Source organism: Thioalkalivibrio sp. ALMg9 (genome assembly GCF_000380625.1).
GTDB lineage: Bacteria > Pseudomonadota > Gammaproteobacteria > Ectothiorhodospirales > Ectothiorhodospiraceae > Thioalkalivibrio > Thioalkalivibrio versutus.
This window is the reverse complement of the sequence record NZ_AQYC01000009.1, coordinates 929,485-948,701: the sequence shown is the minus strand read 5'-3', so window position 1 is coordinate 948,701 and position 19,217 is coordinate 929,485. Positions and strand designations below refer to the sequence as shown.

Sequence of the window (19,217 nt, the reverse complement as noted above, 5' to 3'; positions counted from 1 at the left end):
TGCTGAATGGTCTCGGCTACTACGGCCCTTGTCTCAAGCATAGGGTACGCATTCCGGTCAGGTGAACCGGCGACCCGTGCTTATCTAGCGATGCGGTCGCGCACCTCCGCGGTCAGTTCCAGCGAGCGCCGGCGCGCCGCATGGTCGAAGGTGGAGGTGGTCACGATCAGTTCGTCGGCGCCGGTCTGCTCGAGAAACCGGCGGATCTCGTCTTCGACCGTATCCGGCGCGCCAACCGCGGAACAGGCCATGGTCTGTTCGACGATCGCGCGTTCGGCGCGGTCGAGGCGTTCGCGGTAGCCCTCGATCGGCGGCTGGATCGGTTCGGGCCGACCCCGCCGCAGGCTGACAAAGGCCTGTTCCATGGAACTGGCCAGCGTCCGCGCCGCGGCGTCGGTGTCGGCGGCATACACGTTGTAGCCGAGCATCGCATAGGGGCGATCCAGCCATGCGGACGGCCGGAACTGGCTGCGGTACAGCTCCAGTGCGTTCATCAAATGCCCGGGGGCGAAGTGCGAGGCAAACGCATACGGCAGGCCCATCTGCGCGGCCAGCTGGGCACCGAACAGGCTGGAACCGAGGATCCAGACGGGCACGTGCTGGCCGGCGCCGGGGATGGCGCGGATCACCTGGTCCGGCTGGGGGTCGTCGAAATAGCTCAGGACCTCGGCGACGTCACGCGGGAACTGGTCCGGGTCGATATCCGGGGCCCGGCGCAGGGCGCGCGCGGTGGTCGGGTCGGTGCCGGGTGCGCGCCCCAGCCCGAGGTCGATGCGGCCCGGGTACAGCGCGTTCAGGGTGCCGAACTGTTCGGCGACCACCAGCGGGGCGTGGTTGGGCAGCATGATACCGCCGGCGCCCACCCGAATGCGCTGTGTGGCGGCTGCCACCTGGCCAATCACCACCGCCGTGGCTGCGCTGGCGATGCCGGGCATGTTGTGGTGTTCCGCCAGCCAGTAGCGCTGGAAGCCGAGGGCCTCGGCGTGTTGCGCAAGATCGAGGGTGTTGTGCAAGGCGTGGGTGGCGTCCCCGTCAGCGGTGATCGGGGCCAGGTCGAGTACGGAAAAGGCAGTCATGTGCCTGATTGTACCGACCTGCTCGATCCGTGCAGACGTGGGCGATCCCGATGGGGTCTATAGTCGAAGGAAGACACTGCGGAGGGTGCGCCATGAGTATCCCCAGGACCCTGAACAACTTTCTGGACGAACATGCGGTGACCTACCAGCTGGTGCCCCATCCGCATTCGAATTCGGCCAGCCGCACGGCCGAGGCGGCCCATGTCCCGGGCGACGCCGTGGCCAAGGCGGTGTTGCTGGTCGAGGAGGATGGACAGTACCGATTGGCCGTCGTGCCGGCCACGCGCCGCGTAAAACTGGGGCAGTTGCACCGGTTGTTGGGCGAGCACGTGGGCCTGGCTACCGAGGACGAGGTGGCCAGCGTCTTTGCTGACTGCGAACGCGGCGCAATCCCCGCTCTGGGCGCCGCTTACGGGCTGGAAACCCTGCTTGATGACAGTATGCTGGAACCGCGCAACGTGTATTTCGAGGCTGGCGATCACGAGTCGCTCGTCCGGCTGCGCGAAACGGATTTCCTCCATCTGCTCGGCCAGCCGCGGCGGGGCCAGTTCAGCGCCCACATCTGACGTCCGCTCCATCAGCGTCTCACGCGTGGGTCGGATCGATCTTGCAATGCCATATCAGCTACCGTCAGCCTGAGTTCGTTGCGACAACTGGGTGACGACGATGGATCCGTTTCTGGAGATGGCGCTCGACGAAGCGCGTACGGGGCTGGGCGAGGCGGGGATCCCGATCGGGTCGGTGCTGGTGCACCGGGGCGAGGTGATTGGGCGCGGGCACAACCGGCGAGTGCAGCAGGGCAGCGCGATCCTGCATGCGGAGATGGATGCGCTGGAGAACGCCGGCCGGCAGTCGGCGCAGGTGTATCGCGAATGCACGCTCTATACCACACTCTCGCCCTGCGCGATGTGTAGCGGCGCGATCGTCCTCTACGGCATTCCGCGAGTGGTGATCGGGGAGAACGAGTCGTTCCTGGGGGAGGAGGCGTGGTTGCGCGGTCACGGCATCCAGGTGGACGTGGTCCAGGACCCGGGCTGCCGCGAACTGATGCGTGCGTTTATCGAGACGCACCCCGAGCTGTGGCACGAGGACATCGGCCACTGAGCCGGATAGCCGGCGCAAGAGCCGCGCCCCGGCGTGTCCCTCAGCGTCTCCTTCAGGGTGTCTCGAGCCGCTGCTGATCGGCGTAGGGGTAGTCGCTGGCCTCCAGGTTTTCCTGAAAGGTCTCCAGGCGTTCCACGGCGAGGTCCGTACGGTTGAACTGGGCGATGTGGAACAGCGCATCGCCCTCGTTGATCAGCGGCAGGTTGAGCTGACCAATGATGATGCCGGAGGCCGGGGCGAGGATCTCGGTCTCGGTTTCGCCAAACGGGTCGGAGATGATCGCCAGGCGGGTCTGGTCGCGGACCACGCGGTCCCCGTGGCGCACGAAGGTGCGCAGGATGCCGCTTTGGGGCGCGCGGACCCAGCCGCTGGTGCGCGCCATGATGGGTTCCTTGCGCGGGCGCCGGCGTACGGCCGGCAGCATGCCCAGATGGCGCATCACCTCGATGATGCCGTGCACCCCGCCGCGGATGGAGAGCTCGTCGAAGCGCAGGGCCTCGCCGGCCTCGTACAGCAGGATGGGGACTTCCCGTTCCGCGGCGGCCTCGCGCAGGGAGCCGTCGCGCAGGGCCGAGTTGAGAATCACCGGGGCCCCGAAGGCGCGCGCCAGATCGAGGGTCTCGGCGTGATCGAGGTTGGCGCGGATCTGCGGCAGGTTGGAGCGGTGGATGGCGCCGGTGTGCAGGTCGATGCCATGGGTACTGTTCTGCACGATTTCGCGCATGAACAGGCGCGCAACGCGAGCCCCCAGTGAGCCCTTCTGCGAGCCGGGGAAACAGCGGTTCAGGTCACGCCGGTCGGGCAGGTAGCGGCTCTGGTTGATGAAGCCGTGCATGTTGACCACAGGGATGGCAATCAGGCTTCCCTTCATGCGCCGCAGGGCCGGGACTTTCAGCAGGCGGCGGATGATCTCGACGCCGTTGATCTCGTCGCCGTGGATGGCGGCGCTGACAAACAGCACGGGCCCTTTGCGCCGACCGCACAGCACCTGTACCGGCATGTTGGTCGGGGTGTGGGTGTACAGCGCTCCCAGTTCCAGTTCCACCGTGCGCCGCTCGCCGGGGCGGACGGTGGTGCCACCAATGGTGATCGGCTTGTTGCGCAGCGACCGGGGTATGCCGGGCATCAGGGAGCCACCGAACAATGTGCAAACGCACGCGCGGGTCGTTCTTGCGTGCGGTCCACCCGCTGCGAGTGACGTGTAGCCTTGCGACTCGAGGACACTAGCCGCTCCCTTTGGTCTTCGTCCGGTTGGGCTTGGCGTTCTTCTCGATGAACTCGATGATCATGCCCGCCACGTCCTTGCCCGAGGCATTCTCGATGCCCTCCAGGCCGGGCGAGGAGTTCACCTCCATCACCACCGCGCCATGGTTGGAGCGCAGCAGATCCACGCCACAGACGTTCAGGCCCATGACCTTGGCCGCGCGTACCGCGGTGGCACGTTCTTCCGGGGTGATGCGGCACAGGGAGGCGCTGCCGCCGCGGTGCAGGTTGGAGCGGAACTCGCCGTCCTTGGCCTGGCGCTTCATCGCCGCGACCACCTTGTCGCCGATCACGAAGCAGCGGATATCCGAGCCCTTGGCCTCCTGGATGTATTCCTGCACCAGGATGTGCTGCTTCAGGCCCATGAAGGCCTGGATCACGCTCTCGGCCGCCTGCTTGGTCTCGGCGAGCACCACGCCCAGCCCCTGCGTGCCTTCCAGCAGCTTGATCACGCAGGGCGCGCCGCCCACGGTCGCCAGCAGGTCATCGATGTCGTCCGGCGAGTGGGCAAACCCGGTCACCGGCAGGCCGATGCCGCGGCGCGAGAGCAACTGCAGGCTGCGCAGTTTGTCGCGCGAACGCGAGATGGCCACCGACTCGTTCAACGGGTAGACGTTCATCATCTCGAACTGGCGCAGGATGGCGGTCCCGTAGAAGGTGATCGATGCCCCGATCCGCGGGATGACCGCGTTGAACTGGTCGAGGATGTCGCCCTTGTAGTGGATCTGCGGGCTGTGCGCGGTGATGTTCATGTAGCAGCGCAACGGATCCACCACACGGACCTCGTGGCCGCGCTGTTCGGCCGCCTCGACCAGGCGTCGGGTGGAATAGAGTTTGCTGTTGCGCGAAAGGATGCCGAGTTTCATTCAGGCGCCTGCTGGGCTGTAGGGATTTGCGGTCGGTGGCTGGCGACAAACGAGGCCTGGGGATCGACAAGAAAGCGACCGCGCATGGCCTCGCGGCCGAGCAGCATGCGAAAGAGCATGGTATCGCGGCTGGTCAGGGAGAGTTCAACTGGCAGTACTACGGCACCGAGTTGCACCCGGGTGGCGATGAAGTAGCGCTCCCCGGTGTGCCCGCCGGAATCCGTCACCTTGCGGACATCCAGCACCGGCGCCTCGCACCACATTTCGGTCTCGGTATCGTGCTGGTGGGGGTGGATGCCGAAGCGCACCCAATCATGGTCATCACGCGTGAAGGGTTCGATCTGGAAGGTATGCAGCGCGGAACTGCGGGCTCCGGTATCGACCTTGCACTTGATCGCGGGGATGCCGAGGTCGGGCAGGCCGACCCATTCGCGCCAGCCGAGGATGGGCCGGTCGCGGATGTCGGGTGAGGTCTGGCTGGAAGGGGACGGGCGATTCACGTCGGCTCCCGGAAAGGATGGAAGCCTCACTATAACCAATCGCCCGCCCGGCGCGAGTGAACCTCAGCGGGGCTGCGCCCGTGCGGCGGGGATCGAGCAGGTGCTCAGTCCTCGGCGATTGCCGCGTTGGTCAGATTGTCCAGCGCGTTGCTCATGGTATCGAGGATGTCATCGCGGTCGTCGATGCCGTGGCGCTCGGCCATCCATTCCGGATCGTTGTAGGCGAGCCAGGTCTGGCCGTCTGCGTCGGTCCACGCCAGCGCCTTCATCGGCAAGTCGATGCCGGCGGTCTGCTGGCTGGTGAACAAGTGGCTGCCGAGCGCGGGGTTGCCGAACATCAGGAGTTCGGTCGGGCCGAGTTCGATATCCACGCCGTCCGCCTTGGCGGCGTGGTCCCAGCGCAAGGCGACGCCGATATCGTTGGCTGCCAGGGCATTCTCCAGCCGATCCAGGGTCTCGGAGGCGGAATGCGGGCTGGCCTTGGCGATCATCCCGGGTACGTCGGCGGCCAGCGCCGGGGTCGCGATCAGGGCCAGGGGCAACAGAGCGGTCAGTAGCGTCTTCTTCATGACAACGTCCTCGTGCAGTAATGGGCGCGTCGAGCGGGTGGCGACGATCGACCGGGTGGTTTCGTCATCACGTCCGGAAAAGGTAGGCGACCCATGCAGAATTTTCAGCGACCGGTCGGCGGAAGCGTGATCGGGTCGTGGGACGACGCCCGTGTGCGGTGTTCGGCCCTGGGTGGCCGAACACCGCTCGAGGATTACTGCATCAGCAGATAGCCTTCGTGCTGTAGTTCGATGATCTCGGCATCGGCCATCGGTACTACGTTCACGAAGCCATGCACGTCTTCCACGTCGATGCCGCGCAGGCGCGCCGAGGCCTCGCACATGCGGAACTCGATATTGCCGGCCTGGGTGAGCGAGCGGGCGCGGCGCATCAGTTCCTCGTGCTCGCCGAACTCGTCGCGAGTGAAATACGGGACCTCGGCACCGTGCAGCACCAGGACGATGTGCGATTCGAACGGGTCCGCCTCGTAGATGTTGTTCAGCATGCTCACGCGGTCCAGTACGCCCTCCAGTTCGCTGGGGCTGCTGGTATACACGTCGTAGACCACCTTGCGGGGATCGTACTGCCGGTCCATCTTTTCGGCCGAGCCCCAGGGCAGGTTGTCGTCCGCGCCGACCACAAGCGGCGTGGCCAGGAGGCTGGCGGCGGCCAGCAGGATCAGCAGAAGACGGGTCAGTGGGCGGTTGTTTCGTTTCATGGGGGGGCTCCGATTTTTGTAGTAGTTCGTGTGGGGTTGACGTTCTCGCCCGCCGAAGCGTTCCCCGGCAGGTGGGCTTTACATCCGGGTTTCCGGCCCCTGGGTGCGCAAAACGCGCTCGAGGATGGATTCCATCGCAAAGGTGATGCGCCGGCCCAGGGTCTGCGGACGATGGTAGATCAGCTCGAATACGTCCGCCTCGCGGGTCAGCTCCAGCAGCAGATCGTCGCTGGTGCGCAGTTCGTCGGCCAGCCCCATCTCGCGGGCCTGTTCGCCGTACCAGTGTTCGCCGGTGGCGACCTGGTCCAGGTCCAGTTGCGGGCGGTAGCGGGCGAGAAAGGTCTTGAACAGCTCGTGGGCCTCTTCCAGTTGTTCGCGGAATTTCTTGCGGCCCTCGTCGGTGTTCTCGCCAAGCATGGTCAGGGTGCGCTTGTATTCGCCTGCGGTCAGCAGTTCGATGTCGATATCGTTGCGCGACAACCAGCGGTGAAAGTTGGGGATCTGGGCGACCACGCCAATCGAGCCGAGCACCGCGAATGGCGCGGCGACAATGCGGTGACCGACCGCAGCCATCATGTAGCCGCCGCTGGCGGCGACGCGGTCCACCGCCACGGTCAGGTCCAGCCCGGCTTCGCGCAGGCGTGCCAGCTGGGCGGCCGCGAGCCCGTAGGAGGGCACCAGCCCGCCGGGGCTCTCCAGGCAGACGATGGCGCGGTCCTGTTCCGGTCGCGCCATGGTGAGGATGGCGGTGACCTCCTCGCGCAGGCTCTCGACGCTGGAGGCGCGGATATCACCGTCGAAGCGCAGGACGTACACGCGCGAGCGTTCGGCATCCGCCTCGCGGTCGGAACGGGTGCCACCGAGCTTGTCGGTCTGTTCGGTTTCGGTTGTGGCGGTCGAGTCCCCCATCCCCTTGCGCGGCAGCTTGCGTGCGGCCCAGTGGCGCAGGCGTTCCACCCGCCCGCGGCGGCGCTCCACCGCCCGGCGCACGGTCTTCTCCATCCGCTCGAAACGATCGTTCAGGCGTTTGACGTGCAACCGGTCCGGCTTGCCCTCGCGCGACCGGCCGACCAGGCCGGCGATCGCACTCAACACAATGAGCCCGGCGATGACGGCCGTGGCGGCCTTGGCGACGAAAAGTCCGTATTCCTGAAGAAATTCCATTGGGTGTCCTTGATGAGCCGGGATGTCCGCGCAGGCATAATGCCAGCATGGATACCGATACAGTTGAAGACCCTCGTAGCGCGGGACGGTTTCACGGCCAGGAAGGTTCCGCGGCCGGGCCGACGCCGGAGCCGATCATCCATGCCGGGTATGCGACCCTGAGTCTGCGCCAGGTCGATGCATGGAACGGCGTGCCCAAGGGCACGGCCTTCCGTCTGTTCAAGGCGCGCAAGCATCAGCTGCGCGAGGGCGTGGACTTCTTCTACATCCCGGAAGGCCGCGACCCCGAGCTCACCGAGACCCTGCGCCTGGACGGGCGGATCTACCCCTCCACCGTACACCTGGTCCTGCTGACCGGCGCGGCCTATGCCCGCATGCGCGAGGAATGGCATGCGCGGACCCACAATCCGGGCTGCGGCTGCCCCGAGGAACACTAGGGGTGCGCGCATCAATGGTCCCGTTCGTGCTCGAGTCGATTGTGCTCGCGGACCCGGCAGAGCGACTGCCATGCCCTCGCTCTGCACAAGGGACGCGCAACGCCGCCAGCGGGCCCAACGTTAGTAGAAGGCAAACGCGGCCGCGGCGCGTCATGCAATGGTGTGTGGGGTTGATGCCCCAGGTTTCCCGACCCTGTGTTGCGACCCAAGACAGACCAGAATCGGCCGGTAGCATCACGCTCGGTGGCGCGCCGCGCCAGGTCCCGGGAAACCCGGGGCACCAGCGCGAGCGGGTAGATTGATCCGCGTCACTCTCGAACAGTGGCGCATGCTGCAGGCGGTGGTGGACGCCGGGGGCTTTGCGCGGGCTGCGGAACGGGTGCACAAGAGTCCGTCGAGCATCAACCACGCGGTGCAAAAGCTGGAAGAACAGCTGGGCGTCGACGTCTTCGAGATCAAGGGCCGCAAGGCGGTGCTTACCGCGGCCGGCGCGGCGCTGTTGCGCCGGGCCGGCCACCTGCTGGAAGAGGCGGCGGAGATCGAGACCCTGGCCGGTGCGCTGGCCGCCGGGGTGGAATCCGAAATCCGGTTGGCAGTGGATCAGCTCCTGCCGCGGGCGCCAGTGATCGGGGCCCTGGAGGTCTTCTCGCGGGCCTACCCGGCCACTCGCATCCAGCTGCACGAGGTGGTGCTGAGCGGTGGGCCGGATCTGCTGCGCGAAGCGGCGGTGGACATCCTGCTGGGTCCGGAACTGCCATCCGGCTACCTCGGGACCTGCCTGGGCGAGTTGTCGATGGTGTGCGTGGCGCACCCTTCGCATCCCCTGGCGCAGGGTGAAGCGCCGCTGACCCGGCGCGATCTGCAGCCGCACCGCCAGGTCGTGGTGCGGGACTCGGGTGCCCAGGCCTCCGGTGAGGGCGGCTGGGTGGAGGCGGACCAGCGCTGGACGGTGTCGCACATGGGTACGGCCTGCGAGATCCTGCGCTCCGGGATCGGCTTCGCCTGGATGCCGGAGGACCGGATCGCCGAGGATCTTGCCGCGGGAGGCCTGGTCGAACTGAATCTGGAGGCCGGGGCGCGGCATGCGGTGCCGTTCTACATTACACATGCCGATCGCGACCGCGCCGGCGCGGCCAGTCAGTCCCTGATGGACGCACTGGAGCAGGCGTTTCGAACCGAGCGATCGTCCTGATCGCCGCTTGGGGGAGCGGGTTTGCCCGCGAAGCCCCGCCCGCGTCGGACGATGGCCACGAAGCACAACCCAAGAAGTCCCAACCAGCAAGGAACCAATCATGTGCGGGATCGCAGGAGAATTCGTCTGGGGTGAACGGCGCGCGAGCGGCGAGGCGGTCGCGCGCATGCTGCCCTGTCTGGAACGGCGCGGGCCGGATGCCGACGGCCTGTGGGCTTCTGGTCGGGTCGCCCTCGGCCACCGGCGGCTGTCGATCCTGGACCTGTCGCAGCGCGCGCACCAGCCGATGTTCGATCCGGAGACCGGGCTTGCGCTGGTGTTCAACGGCGCGATCTACAACTTCCGTGCGCTGCGCAGCGAACTGGAAGGACGCGGCCACCGCTTCTTCTCCACCGGCGACACCGAGGTCATCCTGCGCGGCTACGCCGAGTGGGGCGAGGGCATCGTCGCCCGACTGCATGGGATGTTCGCGTTCGCACTGTTCGATGGCAACGCCCAGCGTCTGTTGCTGGCGCGCGACCGCATGGGCATCAAGCCGCTGTACCTGGCCCGCGTCGGTGAGGGCATCCGCTTCGCCTCCAACACCCAGGCGCTGCTGGCGGCCGGCGACGTGGACACCGAGCTGGATGCGGAGGCCCTGCACATGCTGTTCTCGCTGCACGCGGTGGTGCCCGCGCCGCGCACCGTGCTGCGCGGCATCCGCAAGTTGGAGCCGGGGCACTACCTGAGCATCGACGCGCGGGGCCAGGAGCGGTTGCAGCGCTACTGGACGCTGCATGCACACCGCCCGTCCGAGCCGGTATCGGACGGCGAGTGGCAGGAACGCATCGAGCATTCGCTGCGCCAGGCGGTGCGCAAGCGGCTGGAGGTGGCCGATGTGCCCGTCGGCGTGCTGCTCTCCGGTGGGCTGGATTCCTCCCTGCTGGTCGCGCTGGCGATGGAGGAGGGCGCCCAGGACCTGCGGACCTTTACCGTCGGCTTCGAAGACCAGCCGGAGGAGAAGGGCTCCGAGTTCGAGTATTCCGACCCCGTCGCCGAGCGCTATGCGACCGACCATCAGGCCACGCTGATCCCCAACGACCAGGTGCTGGCCCGGTTGCCGGAGGCGGTGGGTGCCATGGCCGAGCCGATGTTCGGCCAGGATGCGGTCGCGTTCTACCTGCTGTCCGAGCAGGTCTCGCAGCATGTGAAGGTCGTGCAGTCCGGTCAGGGCGCCGATGAGGTCTTCGGCGGCTACTTCTGGTATCCGCAGATGGCGGAGGATCGCCATGGCGACTGGGTGGAACGCTTCCGGCGCCACTACTTCGACCGCGATCATCCGGAGATGGCCGAGATGCTGCGTCACCCGCCGGCGAACGACGTCACTGGTGACTGGCTGCGCGAGCAGTTCGCCGAACTGGAGACCGACCGCGCGGATTCCTTCATCGACGCCGTGCTGGCGCTGGACGTGACCACGCTGATCGTGGACGACCCGGTCAAGCGCGTGGACAACATGACCATGGCCTTCGGCCTGGAGGCGCGGGTGCCGTTCCTGGACCACGAGCTGGTCGAGACCGCCGCCGCGATGCCGCCGCATCTGAAGCTGGGCGATGGCGGCAAGGACGTGCTGCGCCGCATCGCTCGTGGCCGGCTACCGGACGCGGTGCTGGACCGGCCCAAGGGCTACTTCCCGGTGCCGGCACTGAAGTACGTACGCGGTGACTTCCTCGAGTTCATGCGCGACATCCTCACCTCGCGCGCCTCGCGCGAGCGGGGCCTCTATCAGCCGGCCTACATCGACAAGCTGCTGGATGCGCCCGATCAGTACTTCACCCGCATCCAGGGCTCCAAGCTCTGGCACGCCGCCCTGCTGGAGTACTGGTTGCAGACCCACGTGGACCGGTAATCGCCGTATGGAACGGGTGCGGATCCGGCGCGTCTATGACCCGGTCGATCCCGGGGATGGGACGCGTGTGCTGGTCGATCGCCTGTGGCCGCGCGGGGTGAAAAAGTCGGCGCTCCTGCTGGACGCCTGGGAAAAGTCGCTCGCTCCGTCCACCGACCTGCGACGCTGGTTCGGCCACGATGTGGAGCGCTGGCGCGAGTTCTGTCGCCGGTACCGGGCGGAACTGGGAGCGGCGCCCGAGGCCTGGGGCCGCTTGCTGGGGTATGCCCGTCACGGCCGCCTGACGCTGCTGACGGCAACCCGGGACGTCGAGCACAGCCATGTGGCGGTCCTGCGTGCCCTCCTCGACGCCGAACGGGCCGAGGAGGAACCAACGGGCGAGCGCGCCTCGCCGGTATGCTTCGCGCCCGACGAGTCCGGGCCGGCCCCGGATTGATCGTGTCTCGTCAAACCTCCTTCAGGCGCGGCATCAGCATGGTGAGGTTGCAGGGCATGGTGCGGTCGTCGAGCTGGGCCTGGATGATGCGGTCCCAGGCGGTGCGGCAGGCGCCGGTGGAGCCCGGCAGCACGAAGAGATAGGTCCCGTTGGCGACGCCGGACAGGGCGCGCGACTGCAGGCTGGAGGTTCCGATCTCGTCGAAGGAGAGCATGCGGAACAGCTCGCCGAAGCCCTCGATGGTCTTGTCCAGCAGGACCGATGCGGCCTCGGGGGTGCCGTCGCGGCCGGTAATGCCGGTGCCGCCGGTGGTCAGCACCGCGTCGATAGCGGGATCGGCGATCCAGCGCGAGAGTTCGGCGCGGATGGCATAGATGTCGTCCTTCACGATCTTGCGCTCGGCCAGCCGGTGACCGGCGCTTTCAAGGCGTTCCACCAGGGCGTCGCCGGAGCGATCCTCCGCGAGTTCGCGGCTGTCGGAGACGGTGAGCACGGCGATGTTCAGCGGTGTCTTGACGGGCGTGGTTTCCGGCGCGGAATCGGTCATGGCAACGTCCTGTTGGTGTATCGTGGCGTCCATCTTAATGAGTTGCTGGAGTTCCGGGAATGTCGGAGCGGGTACAGAAGGTCCTGGCGGCGCGCGGGCTGGGTTCGCGGCGCGAGATCGAGGGCTGGATCGAGCGCGGCGAGGTGCAGGTGAACAACCGCACCGTGAAGCTGGGCGACCAGGTCGACGAGCACGACGTGATCCGCGTGCGCGGGCGCATCGTGCGGCGCCCGGAGCATCCGCATCGGTGGATCGTGTATCACAAGCCGGTGGGCGAGATCTGCAGCCGCTCGGACCCCGAGGGGCGGCGGCCGGTGTTTGCCAGCCTGCCGCGGTTGAAGGGGCAGCGCTGGGTGGCCGTGGGCCGGCTGGATCTGAATACCTCGGGCCTGTTGCTGTTCACCACCGATGGCGAACTGGCCAACCGGCTGATGCACCCGAGCATGGCCCTGGAACGCGAGTACGCGGTGCGCGTGCTGGGCGAGGTGCCGCCGGCGACCCAGGACATGCTGCGCGAAGGCGTGGAACTGGAGGATGGCGCGGCCCATTTCGACAGTCTGGAGGAGCAGGGTGGGGAAGGCGCCAATCACTGGTTTCATGTGGTGGTCAGCGAAGGCCGCAACCGGCTGGTGCGCCGCCTGTGGGATGCGGTCGGGGTCACGGTCAGCCGCCTGATCCGGGTGCGCTACGGGCCGGTGGTCCTCGGGCACGGGCTGAAGACCGGTGCGGTGCGGGATCTGGAGACCCGCGAGGTGGCCGGGTTGTACGAGGCGGCGGACCTGCCCGTGCCGGACTCCGTGCGCACGCGCGGTCGCGGCGGCCCGCGACGCGATCCGCGCGGCAAACCGCGGGATCAACGCCCCGGCAAGGCGGCGCCGGCGGGCAAGGCCCGCACCAGCCGGGCGGCGCGCGAGGACGGCTGGAGTTCGTCGCCGCCGAAGAAGCCGGGCAAGTCTTCGTCCCCCGCGGGGCGCGGCGGCTCCCGGGGCGCGAAGCCTGCGGGAGGTCGACCCGGCGGCCGCTCGGGCGGCGGTGGCAAACCGGGCGGTAGCCGTCAGCGGTAGCCCCCGTGCGGATCCCCGAGCTTCTGGATGCCCTGCGCGCGGAGTACGGCGACCTGCAGTGGTGGCCGGCGGAGACGGCGTTCGAGGTGATGGTCGGCGCGGTGCTGACGCAGAACACCAGCTGGACCAACGTCGAGAAGGCGCTGGCCAACTTGCGCGGTATCGACGCGCTGTCGCCGGAGGGCTTGATGGCCCTGAGCCGGGAAGAGTTGGCCGAACACATTCGTCCCAGTGGCTATTTCAACGTGAAGGCGGATCGCTTGCGCCACCTGCTGGCCTTCCTGGAGGCGTCCGGCGGGATTGAGGGTCTGGCGGCGCTGGACACCGACGCGCTGCGCGCGGCGCTGCTGGGGGTCAAGGGTGTCGGGCCGGAGACCGCCGACGATATCGTGCTGTACGCCTTCGGGCGCCCGGTGTTCGTGGTGGATGCCTATACCCGCCGGTTGTTCGAACGTCTGGACCTGCCGCAGGCACGGGCTCCGTACGATGCGCTGCGCGCGCACGTCGAGGTGGCACTGGGGCCGGATGTGGCGGCGCTGAACGACCTGCATGCGCTGATCGTGGAACATGGCAAGGAGCGCTGCCGGCCACGGCCGCGCTGTGATGCCTGTCCGGTGCGGCGGCACTGCACCCACGCCGAGGCCTGAAACCCACCGCCCGGCCGGTTGACGCCCGCGGCGGGGCGCCGGAACCTGAGAGGCATGTCCGACTGACCAGGGAGGTCCCATGCGTTACCTGTACACCCTGTTGATTATCGTGTTCGTCGCGGTGGTTGCGATCTTTGCGATCCAGAACCTGCGTCTCGTAACGCTTAACTTCCTCACCCTGTACGTAACCCTGCCACTGGCGCTGCTGATTGTCGGAATCTACCTGCTGGGCCTGGTCTCCGGGGGTGCCCTGGTCGCGTTGCTGAAGCGCTGGATACGCGGCGCCAGTCGTTGAGCCGCGTGGTGTCCTTCGGGGCGGCATCCCTCGATGGCTGACATGATCCGCCGCCATCCGCTGGCGGTGATCGTGGTGGCGCAGCTGTTCGGGACGTCGCTGTGGTTTTCGGTCAACGGGGTCGGGCTGTCGCTGCAGCAGGCACTGGGGTGGTCGCCCGCCGAGATCGGCTGGCTCACGATGGCCACCCAGCTCGGTTTCATCACCGGGACCCTGGCGGTCGCCGCCACGGGGCTGGCGGATCGCTTTCGCGCCAGTCGTGTGTTCGCCATTTCGGCGCTTTTCGGGGCCGGGCTCAACGCCATCTTCATCCTGCTCGCCGGCGTCTGGGAGCTGGCCCTGCTGACGCGCTTTCTGGTCGGGCTGGCACTGGCCGGGGTCTATCCGCTGGGCATGAAGCTGGTAATCGGCTGGACCCCGCAGTACAAGGGCTGGGCGCTGTCCTGGCTGCTCGGAATGCTGACCCTGGGGACCGCGCTCCCGCATCTGCTGCGTGGCGCCACGCTCGATTTCCCGTGGGCGGTGCCCGTGCTTCTGGCCTCGGGCCTGGCCCTGCTGGCCGCGCTGATGATCCTGCGTCTGGGGGATGGCCCGCATCTGCCGCCACCGGGGCGCACGCCGGGGCTCGGGAAGGGCTTCCATGCCCTGGCACGGCGGGATTTTCGCGCCGTGGCCGGGGGCTACTTCGGGCACTGCTGGGAACTGTATGCGTTCTGGACGCTGGTGCCTCTGCTGGTAGCCCGTGAGCTTGCACGGATGGAGGCCGATGCGGCCCTGATTCCGTGGCTGGCCTTTGGCGTGATCGCGTTGGGTCTGGCGGGCTGTGTCTGGGGCGGTCGCCTGAGTCGGGGCCTGGGAAGCCTGCGTGTGGCGCGGGTGGCACTGGCAACCTCGGGCCTGGCCTGTCTGCTGTACCCGCTGCTTGCGGGGCAGTCGCCCTGGTTGCTGTTCAGCCTCCTGGCGCTGTGGGGGCTCACGGTGATCGCGGACTCGCCCCAGTTCTCCGCGCTGGCCGCGGACAGCGCGCCGGAGGATGCCGTGGGTTCCGCGTTGAGCGTGATGAATGCAATCGGCTTTGCGCTGACCTTGCCGGGCATCTGGCTGACCGGCTGGTTATGGGCGGATGGCGGGGTTTGGGTCCTGTGGCTGTTGCTGCCCGGCCCGTTGCTGGGGCTTTGGGCGCTGGCGCGCCTGTCGGCGCCGCATCGCGCCCGGGAAGCCGTGGATTGACTCGAGTGCCGGGCTGCGGCGGCCGCGCAGCCATGCGGGGCGCTCAGTTGCTGTGGGGTGCCGGGTCGGGTGCCGTTAGCAGGGTCTGGGCGCGTTCAAGCAACTCGGCGGCGGCATCGGGTTGTTCGCGCAGGGCGCGGCTCCAGTGCGGGAACAGGTTCTGTTCCTCGCGGCCCTCGTGCTTGGCCAGCGCGCCGGAGATCAGGGCGAAGAACGGGGCCACGGCCCAGGCCTCGTCCGCGCCTTCGCTGAATTCGTGTTCCAGCATCGCGGTCTGTTCCAGGATCTCGTCGTGCTCGCGCAGCATGATCGAGGTGGGATCCTGGCCGTTCGGGCTGCGGGGCAGGTCCAGCAGGGGGACGATCAGTTCGTTTTCCACCTCCACGTGGCGACGCAGGCCGTCGACATAGGCGTGGAAATCCGGCGCCGCGCCTTCCAGGTCGCCGGCGTTGACCTTGTGCAGGGCGCTGGCGAACAGGCGGTCGATGCGCAGGTGATCGCGTTCCAGCAGGTCGACCAGGTCCACCGGGGCGACGTCCTCGCGGCGTTGTACCGCGAGCTTCCACAAGGGCGGGCCGTCTTCGAGCACCCGCCAGTGGATGGCCTGACGCAGCTGCAGGCTGACCGCGTCCATCAGCATCTTCGGTTCCTGATCCAGCCAGACCTCGAAGACCTGACCGCTGCGCAGTTCGCGCAGGGTGTAGTAGGCGCGGGTGTGGGCATGTTCGGCCAGGCCGCGGAGGTCGAGTACGAATTCAGCCACGGTCTGCGCCCGTGATGCCCCGGCGTGCGGCCATGGCGGCACCGATGGCGCGGCGGTCTTCCGGGCTTAGCAGGTGCTCGGCAAAGGGGAGTACGGCGCGCTCTTCCAGATCGAGGTGGATGCGGTATTGGCGTATCCAGGCGTCGGCCCCGTCGAGGTCCGCCGGCTGGCCCGCGGCGATGCGTTGCAGGGCCGGCTCCAGTCGATCCCAGCCGGCCTCGATCTCGTCATGTTCGGCGGTCAGGCGGTCCAGCCATTCGCACAGTTGCGGATGACTCTCGGGGTGGCCACAGTGCTGGCGCAGCACGGGGAACAGGTCCTGGTCCTCGTCCGCGTGGTGGTTGGGCGCTGCCTCGTGAAAGTAGTTCAGGACCCGTTGCGCGGCGCCTCGGGCCTCTTCGTCGGCGCCTTTGTCGGCCAAATGGGCGGGCAGGCGCTCGAGGATGTCCAGAGAGTTGAGGATTCGGCGATGGCACGCCCGCAGCAACTCGATGGGCTGCTGGAATCCGGGAACACTTTCGTGGAGTTGCGCGTGCATGGGGTATCGGACCTTCGCAGAGTGGTCAACAAGCAGGCGACTTTCGCCGAAGCGCTCGCGCCCCGTCTTGATCTCGATCAATGTAAACTGAATATAGCTTAAAGTATGCTGTGCGAAACCTGGCCTGGAGCTTTTGATGCACCCTCGGAACCGGATGTTCATCCTCGCGGCCCTCGCCTATGCCCTGCTGGGCGGGCTGCTCGGCATCCTCTGGCTGGCCCATCCCGGCCTGATCCCCGGCAATGTGCCGCGCATCCATGGCCACCTGATGCTGCTGGGGTTCGTGACCATGATGATCTATGGCGTGGGTCTGCATGTGTTGCCGCGCTTTTCCGGACGTTCGCTGTTCTCCGAGCGCCTGGGCCATGTGCAGTTCCTGCTGGCCAATCTCGGGCTCCTGGTGATGATCGCGGGCTGGCTGGCCTTTCATAACCCGACCGTCGCGGTCGGCGGGGCGATGGCCTGGGGGGCGATGATCCTGTTCGCACTGAACATTGCACTCACCGTGCGTCACTACGGTCCGAAGGGGGCGTAATGAGTCATACGGAATACAACGGCTGCGAGTTGCCGGACGACCTGTTCTATGACCTGGATTATGTCTGGGTCCGTCCGGAGGACGACGGCACCTTTACCCTCGGGATTACCGATCCCGCCCAGACCATGGCGGGGCGGGTGCAATACTTCCGCTTTCGCAAGCCGGGTTCGCACCGCGCCGCGGGCAAGCCGGTGGCGCGGCTGGAGTCCGGCAAGTGGGCGGGGGGCATCCCTACGCCGTTCGACGGCACCATTGAGCGCATCAATCCGGCCGTGGAGGCCGATCCGGGGCTGGTGAACGTGGCCCCCTATACCGATGCCTGGGTCGTGGTGATGCGCCCGGACGATCCGGAAGCGGCGCTGGAGCGGCTACATACCGGGGCCGAGGCGATTGCCGGTCTGAAACAATGGGTCGATCGCTACGACATCCACTGCATGCGCTGCGCGGACTAAGGGCGGGATCATGAAAGTGGAACTGCTGGTGTCCGAGTGGTGCGCCTCCTGCCACGATGCCGAGCGCATCTGGCGCGAGGTGTCGGAAAACAAACAGATCGACTTCGCGGTGGTCGACATGGGCCAGCCCGAAGGGCGCGAACTGGCGACCCGGCTGCGCATCCGGTCGATCCCGGCCGTGGTGGTGGATGGCGAGCTCAAGCACATCGGGCTGCTGGATCGCACTGCCGCGACCGCACTGGTGGCGGAGGCCCCGGAACGCACACAGAAGGCCGCGCGCCATGTCGGGCTGGGGTTGTCGGCCTCCAGCCGGGCCTCGGTGCTGGGCGCGATGATCTGGCTGCTGATCGCGGGTGCCGCGTTGCCACTGGGCGGGTTCTTCCTCGAGGGTGCGGCGCGTCCGGCCGCGCTGCATGGCTTTACCCTGGGTTTTCTTCTGTTGCTGATCATGGGGCTTGGCGAGCACATGCTGCCGCGCTTTACCGGCCACCCGATCGCCAGTGGCTGGCTGTGGGCCTGGACGCCGCAGGTCCTGGTGCATCTGGCCGTGCTGGGCATGGGGCTCGGCTGGATCCTGGGCGTTGCGATGTTAACGGCGGTGGGTGCGGTGGCGGCGCTGGTCGGGCTGGTCCTGTTCACCCTTCGGGTGGTCCCACTGCTGGTACGTCCGTCGTTGTGACCCGGGCGCGCGCTAAACTTGCGGTTCACGCAGCCAACGGAGTCCTCCTGTGAGTCTTTTCGAGAAGCGTATTCGCGAGCTGGAACAAAGCCTGCCGCATCTGGAACCAGGGGAGGTGGCGCGCTGGCTTGAGGAAGAGAAACCGTTTCTGCTGGTGGATGTGCGCCAGCCCGAGGAGGCGGCCGCGGGGACGATCGAGGGCGCGATCAACATCCCGCGGCCCAAGCTAGAGGCCGGTATCGAGTCTCATATGGCGGATGCGGACCAGCCCGTCGTGGTGTTCTGTGGCGGTCGCGGCCGGTCCCAGCTCGTGGCCGACAGCCTGCGCACGATGGGTATCAATGCGCATGTGCTGCGCGGGGGCTACGCGGCGTGGCGGGAGACCTGGCCTCGGTGAGGGCGCAAGGCAAAGGCTAGGGAGACGCTGATTAATTCGCACGTCCGCGTTGGTGCCCCGTTTTTTCCGAGACAAGGCGCGGTGCGCAGCGCCGTAGTCACTCTACGGTCAAACGCCGCAACGCAGGATCGGGGAAAATGGGGCGCCAACCCCTTGAGGGCTCGGCCGCCCGTTGTTGACGAAAATGGGCCCGCTGACCGCGTTGCGGCTTGCTTATGTAGCTCGGCTACACTTCGCTCACCGCGCCTTGTCAGCGAGCAAAATCGATCGAGCGCGGACGTGCGAATTAATCAGCGTCTCCCTATGTGCGGCTCCCGCTTACGAGCACTGTGATGGGCGCTATGGCTTTTTTGCCGGGTCTTGGCTAGTCTCCCGAGTAAGTTTCCCGGTTTCCGGAAATTCCCTGAATATTATTTGCCTGGCGCGTCTCCCCGGAGGCGCGTTCTGCATTCTGGAGTAAGAAAGTGAACAAGCCGAAGATCATTGTCTCCACCACGGACATGGAGCGCCTGGACAAGCTGCTGGAGTCCCTTCCGGATGGCAGTTTCCCCGGCAAGGCCGATCTCGAGTCCGAACTGGATCGCGCGGATGTCGTGGATTCGCACGAGGTTCCGGGTTCGGTGGTGACGATGAACTCGAAGGTCCGGTTCCGGGTGATCGAGTCCGGCGACGAGTTCTCGATGACACTGGTGTACCCGCGTGATGTGGACGAGAGTGGCGGCACGCTGTCGATCCTGGCGCCGGTGGGCAGTGCGCTGCTGGGCCTGTCCGAGGGCGACGAGATCGAGTGGCCGCGCCCGGGCGGGGGGCAGATGCACGTGCGCATCGAGGAGGTCGAGTACCAGCCGGAGCGCGCGGGCGAATACCACCGCTGAGGCGG

General features: G+C 67.1%; 25 protein-coding genes. 15 read left to right on the top strand and 10 right to left on the bottom strand.

What is annotated here, in order from left to right:
* Positions 1-80: 80 nt before the first annotated feature.
* Positions 81-1,076: an LLM class flavin-dependent oxidoreductase gene (locus tag F792_RS0113615; protein ID WP_018170065.1), complete on the bottom strand. Its 996-nt coding sequence runs from the start codon at positions 1,074-1,076 to the stop codon at positions 81-83.
* Between the two features lie 92 nt (positions 1,077-1,168).
* Between F792_RS0113615 and F792_RS0113610 the strand changes: the two genes are divergently transcribed.
* Positions 1,169-1,642, top strand: a complete 474-nt coding sequence (locus F792_RS0113610) for an aminoacyl-tRNA deacylase (RefSeq protein ID WP_018144198.1) — start codon at positions 1,169-1,171, stop codon at positions 1,640-1,642.
* Positions 1,643-1,742: 100 nt separating this feature from the next.
* Positions 1,743-2,180 (top strand): nucleoside deaminase, encoded by a 438-nt coding sequence (locus F792_RS0113605; protein WP_018170064.1) that lies wholly within the window; start codon positions 1,743-1,745, stop codon positions 2,178-2,180.
* Positions 2,181-2,232: 52 nt separating this feature from the next.
* Here the strand turns inward: F792_RS0113605 and F792_RS0113600 are convergent, their stop codons facing one another.
* The 6 genes from F792_RS0113600 to sohB all read right to left on the bottom strand — a co-directional run bounded on the left by F792_RS0113600 (position 2,233) and on the right by sohB (position 7,240).
* Positions 2,233-3,306 carry a succinylglutamate desuccinylase/aspartoacylase family protein gene (locus F792_RS0113600; protein WP_038034714.1) on the bottom strand — a complete coding sequence of 358 codons (1,074 nt, stop codon included), beginning with the start codon at positions 3,304-3,306 and terminating at the stop codon, positions 2,233-2,235.
* Positions 3,307-3,403: 97 nt separating this feature from the next.
* Entirely contained in the window at positions 3,404-4,309 is a 906-nt protein-coding gene (rimK, locus tag F792_RS0113595) for a 30S ribosomal protein S6--L-glutamate ligase (RefSeq protein ID WP_018144195.1), read from the bottom strand.
* On the bottom strand, positions 4,306-4,809 hold the full coding sequence (locus F792_RS0113590) for an ATP-dependent zinc protease (protein WP_018170062.1): 504 nt from the start codon (positions 4,807-4,809) through the stop codon (positions 4,306-4,308). Before F792_RS0113590 ends, rimK begins: the two co-directional genes overlap by 4 nt.
* A 104-nt stretch (positions 4,810-4,913) precedes the next feature.
* Complete coding sequence (locus tag F792_RS0113585; protein ID WP_018170061.1) at positions 4,914-5,378, bottom strand: DUF302 domain-containing protein; 465 nt, start codon at positions 5,376-5,378, stop codon at positions 4,914-4,916.
* A 194-nt stretch (positions 5,379-5,572) separates the two neighbouring features.
* Complete coding sequence (locus tag F792_RS0113580) at positions 5,573-6,076, bottom strand: DsrE family protein (protein ID WP_018170060.1); 504 nt, start codon at positions 6,074-6,076, stop codon at positions 5,573-5,575.
* A 78-nt stretch (positions 6,077-6,154) separates the two neighbouring features.
* Complete coding sequence (gene sohB, locus F792_RS0113575; protein WP_018170059.1) at positions 6,155-7,240, bottom strand: protease SohB; 1,086 nt, start codon at positions 7,238-7,240, stop codon at positions 6,155-6,157.
* Positions 7,241-7,287: 47 nt separating this feature from the next.
* Between sohB and F792_RS0113570 the strand changes: the two genes are divergently transcribed.
* The 4 genes from F792_RS0113570 to F792_RS0113555 all read left to right on the top strand — a co-directional run bounded on the left by F792_RS0113570 (position 7,288) and on the right by F792_RS0113555 (position 11,190).
* A complete protein-coding gene (locus F792_RS0113570) occupies positions 7,288-7,677 on the top strand; it encodes a hypothetical protein (RefSeq protein WP_018144190.1) in 390 nt (129 codons plus the stop codon).
* A gap of 298 nt (positions 7,678-7,975) precedes the next feature.
* Complete coding sequence (locus F792_RS0113565) at positions 7,976-8,869, top strand: LysR family transcriptional regulator (RefSeq protein ID WP_255346784.1); 894 nt, start codon at positions 7,976-7,978, stop codon at positions 8,867-8,869.
* A 100-nt stretch (positions 8,870-8,969) separates the two neighbouring features.
* Positions 8,970-10,754, top strand: coding sequence for an N-acetylglutaminylglutamine amidotransferase (locus F792_RS0113560; RefSeq protein ID WP_018170058.1), 1,785 nt, complete (start codon positions 8,970-8,972; stop codon positions 10,752-10,754).
* Between the two features lie 7 nt (positions 10,755-10,761).
* Positions 10,762-11,190 carry a DUF488 domain-containing protein gene (locus F792_RS0113555; protein ID WP_018170057.1) on the top strand — a complete coding sequence of 143 codons (429 nt, stop codon included), beginning with the start codon at positions 10,762-10,764 and terminating at the stop codon, positions 11,188-11,190.
* A 10-nt stretch (positions 11,191-11,200) separates the two neighbouring features.
* Here the strand turns inward: F792_RS0113555 and moaB are convergent, their stop codons facing one another.
* On the bottom strand, positions 11,201-11,737 hold the full coding sequence (gene moaB / locus F792_RS0113550; RefSeq protein WP_018170056.1) for a molybdenum cofactor biosynthesis protein B: 537 nt from the start codon (positions 11,735-11,737) through the stop codon (positions 11,201-11,203).
* Positions 11,738-11,796: 59 nt separating this feature from the next.
* Between moaB and rluB the strand changes: the two genes are divergently transcribed.
* The 4 genes from rluB (at position 11,797) to F792_RS0113530 (ending at position 14,973) form a co-directional block, all read left to right on the top strand.
* The gene (rluB, locus tag F792_RS0113545; RefSeq protein ID WP_018170055.1) at positions 11,797-12,801 is read left to right on the top strand and encodes a 23S rRNA pseudouridine(2605) synthase RluB; all 1,005 of its coding nucleotides are present in this window, start codon (positions 11,797-11,799) and stop codon (positions 12,799-12,801) included.
* A gap of 5 nt (positions 12,802-12,806) precedes the next feature.
* Positions 12,807-13,448 carry an endonuclease III domain-containing protein gene (locus tag F792_RS0113540; RefSeq protein WP_018170054.1) on the top strand — a complete coding sequence of 214 codons (642 nt, stop codon included), beginning with the start codon at positions 12,807-12,809 and terminating at the stop codon, positions 13,446-13,448.
* A gap of 79 nt (positions 13,449-13,527) precedes the next feature.
* Complete coding sequence (locus F792_RS0113535) at positions 13,528-13,743, top strand: lipopolysaccharide assembly protein LapA domain-containing protein (protein ID WP_018144183.1); 216 nt, start codon at positions 13,528-13,530, stop codon at positions 13,741-13,743.
* Between the two features lie 42 nt (positions 13,744-13,785).
* Positions 13,786-14,973, top strand: coding sequence for a nitrate/nitrite transporter (locus F792_RS0113530; RefSeq protein ID WP_018170053.1), 1,188 nt, complete (start codon positions 13,786-13,788; stop codon positions 14,971-14,973).
* Positions 14,974-15,016: 43 nt separating this feature from the next.
* Here F792_RS0113530 and F792_RS0113525 read toward each other — a convergent pair whose 3' ends face one another.
* Together F792_RS0113525 and F792_RS0113520 are read right to left on the bottom strand one after the other, a co-directional pair.
* Positions 15,017-15,736, bottom strand: a complete 720-nt coding sequence (locus F792_RS0113525) for a hemerythrin domain-containing protein (RefSeq protein ID WP_018170052.1) — start codon at positions 15,734-15,736, stop codon at positions 15,017-15,019.
* Positions 15,729-16,355, bottom strand: a complete 627-nt coding sequence (locus tag F792_RS0113520; protein ID WP_018170051.1) for a hemerythrin domain-containing protein — start codon at positions 16,353-16,355, stop codon at positions 15,729-15,731. Before F792_RS0113520 ends, F792_RS0113525 begins: the two co-directional genes overlap by 8 nt.
* 55 nt (positions 16,356-16,410) lie before the next feature.
* Between F792_RS0113520 and F792_RS0113515 the strand changes: the two genes are divergently transcribed.
* The 5 genes from F792_RS0113515 to rnk all read left to right on the top strand — a co-directional run bounded on the left by F792_RS0113515 (position 16,411) and on the right by rnk (position 19,212).
* Positions 16,411-16,809 carry a hypothetical protein gene (locus F792_RS0113515; protein ID WP_026305984.1) on the top strand — a complete coding sequence of 133 codons (399 nt, stop codon included), beginning with the start codon at positions 16,411-16,413 and terminating at the stop codon, positions 16,807-16,809.
* Positions 16,809-17,261: a glycine cleavage system protein H gene (locus F792_RS0113510; protein ID WP_018144178.1), complete on the top strand. Its 453-nt coding sequence runs from the start codon at positions 16,809-16,811 to the stop codon at positions 17,259-17,261. Before F792_RS0113515 ends, F792_RS0113510 begins: the two co-directional genes overlap by 1 nt.
* 10 nt (positions 17,262-17,271) lie before the next feature.
* Positions 17,272-17,940 carry a thioredoxin family protein gene (locus F792_RS0113505; RefSeq protein ID WP_018649956.1) on the top strand — a complete coding sequence of 223 codons (669 nt, stop codon included), beginning with the start codon at positions 17,272-17,274 and terminating at the stop codon, positions 17,938-17,940.
* 49 nt (positions 17,941-17,989) lie between these two features.
* Entirely contained in the window at positions 17,990-18,337 is a 348-nt protein-coding gene (locus tag F792_RS0113500; RefSeq protein ID WP_018170048.1) for a rhodanese-like domain-containing protein, read from the top strand.
* Between the two features lie 464 nt (positions 18,338-18,801).
* Complete coding sequence (rnk, locus tag F792_RS0113495) at positions 18,802-19,212, top strand: nucleoside diphosphate kinase regulator (protein WP_018144175.1); 411 nt, start codon at positions 18,802-18,804, stop codon at positions 19,210-19,212.
* The last annotated feature ends 5 nt before the right edge of the window (positions 19,213-19,217 follow it).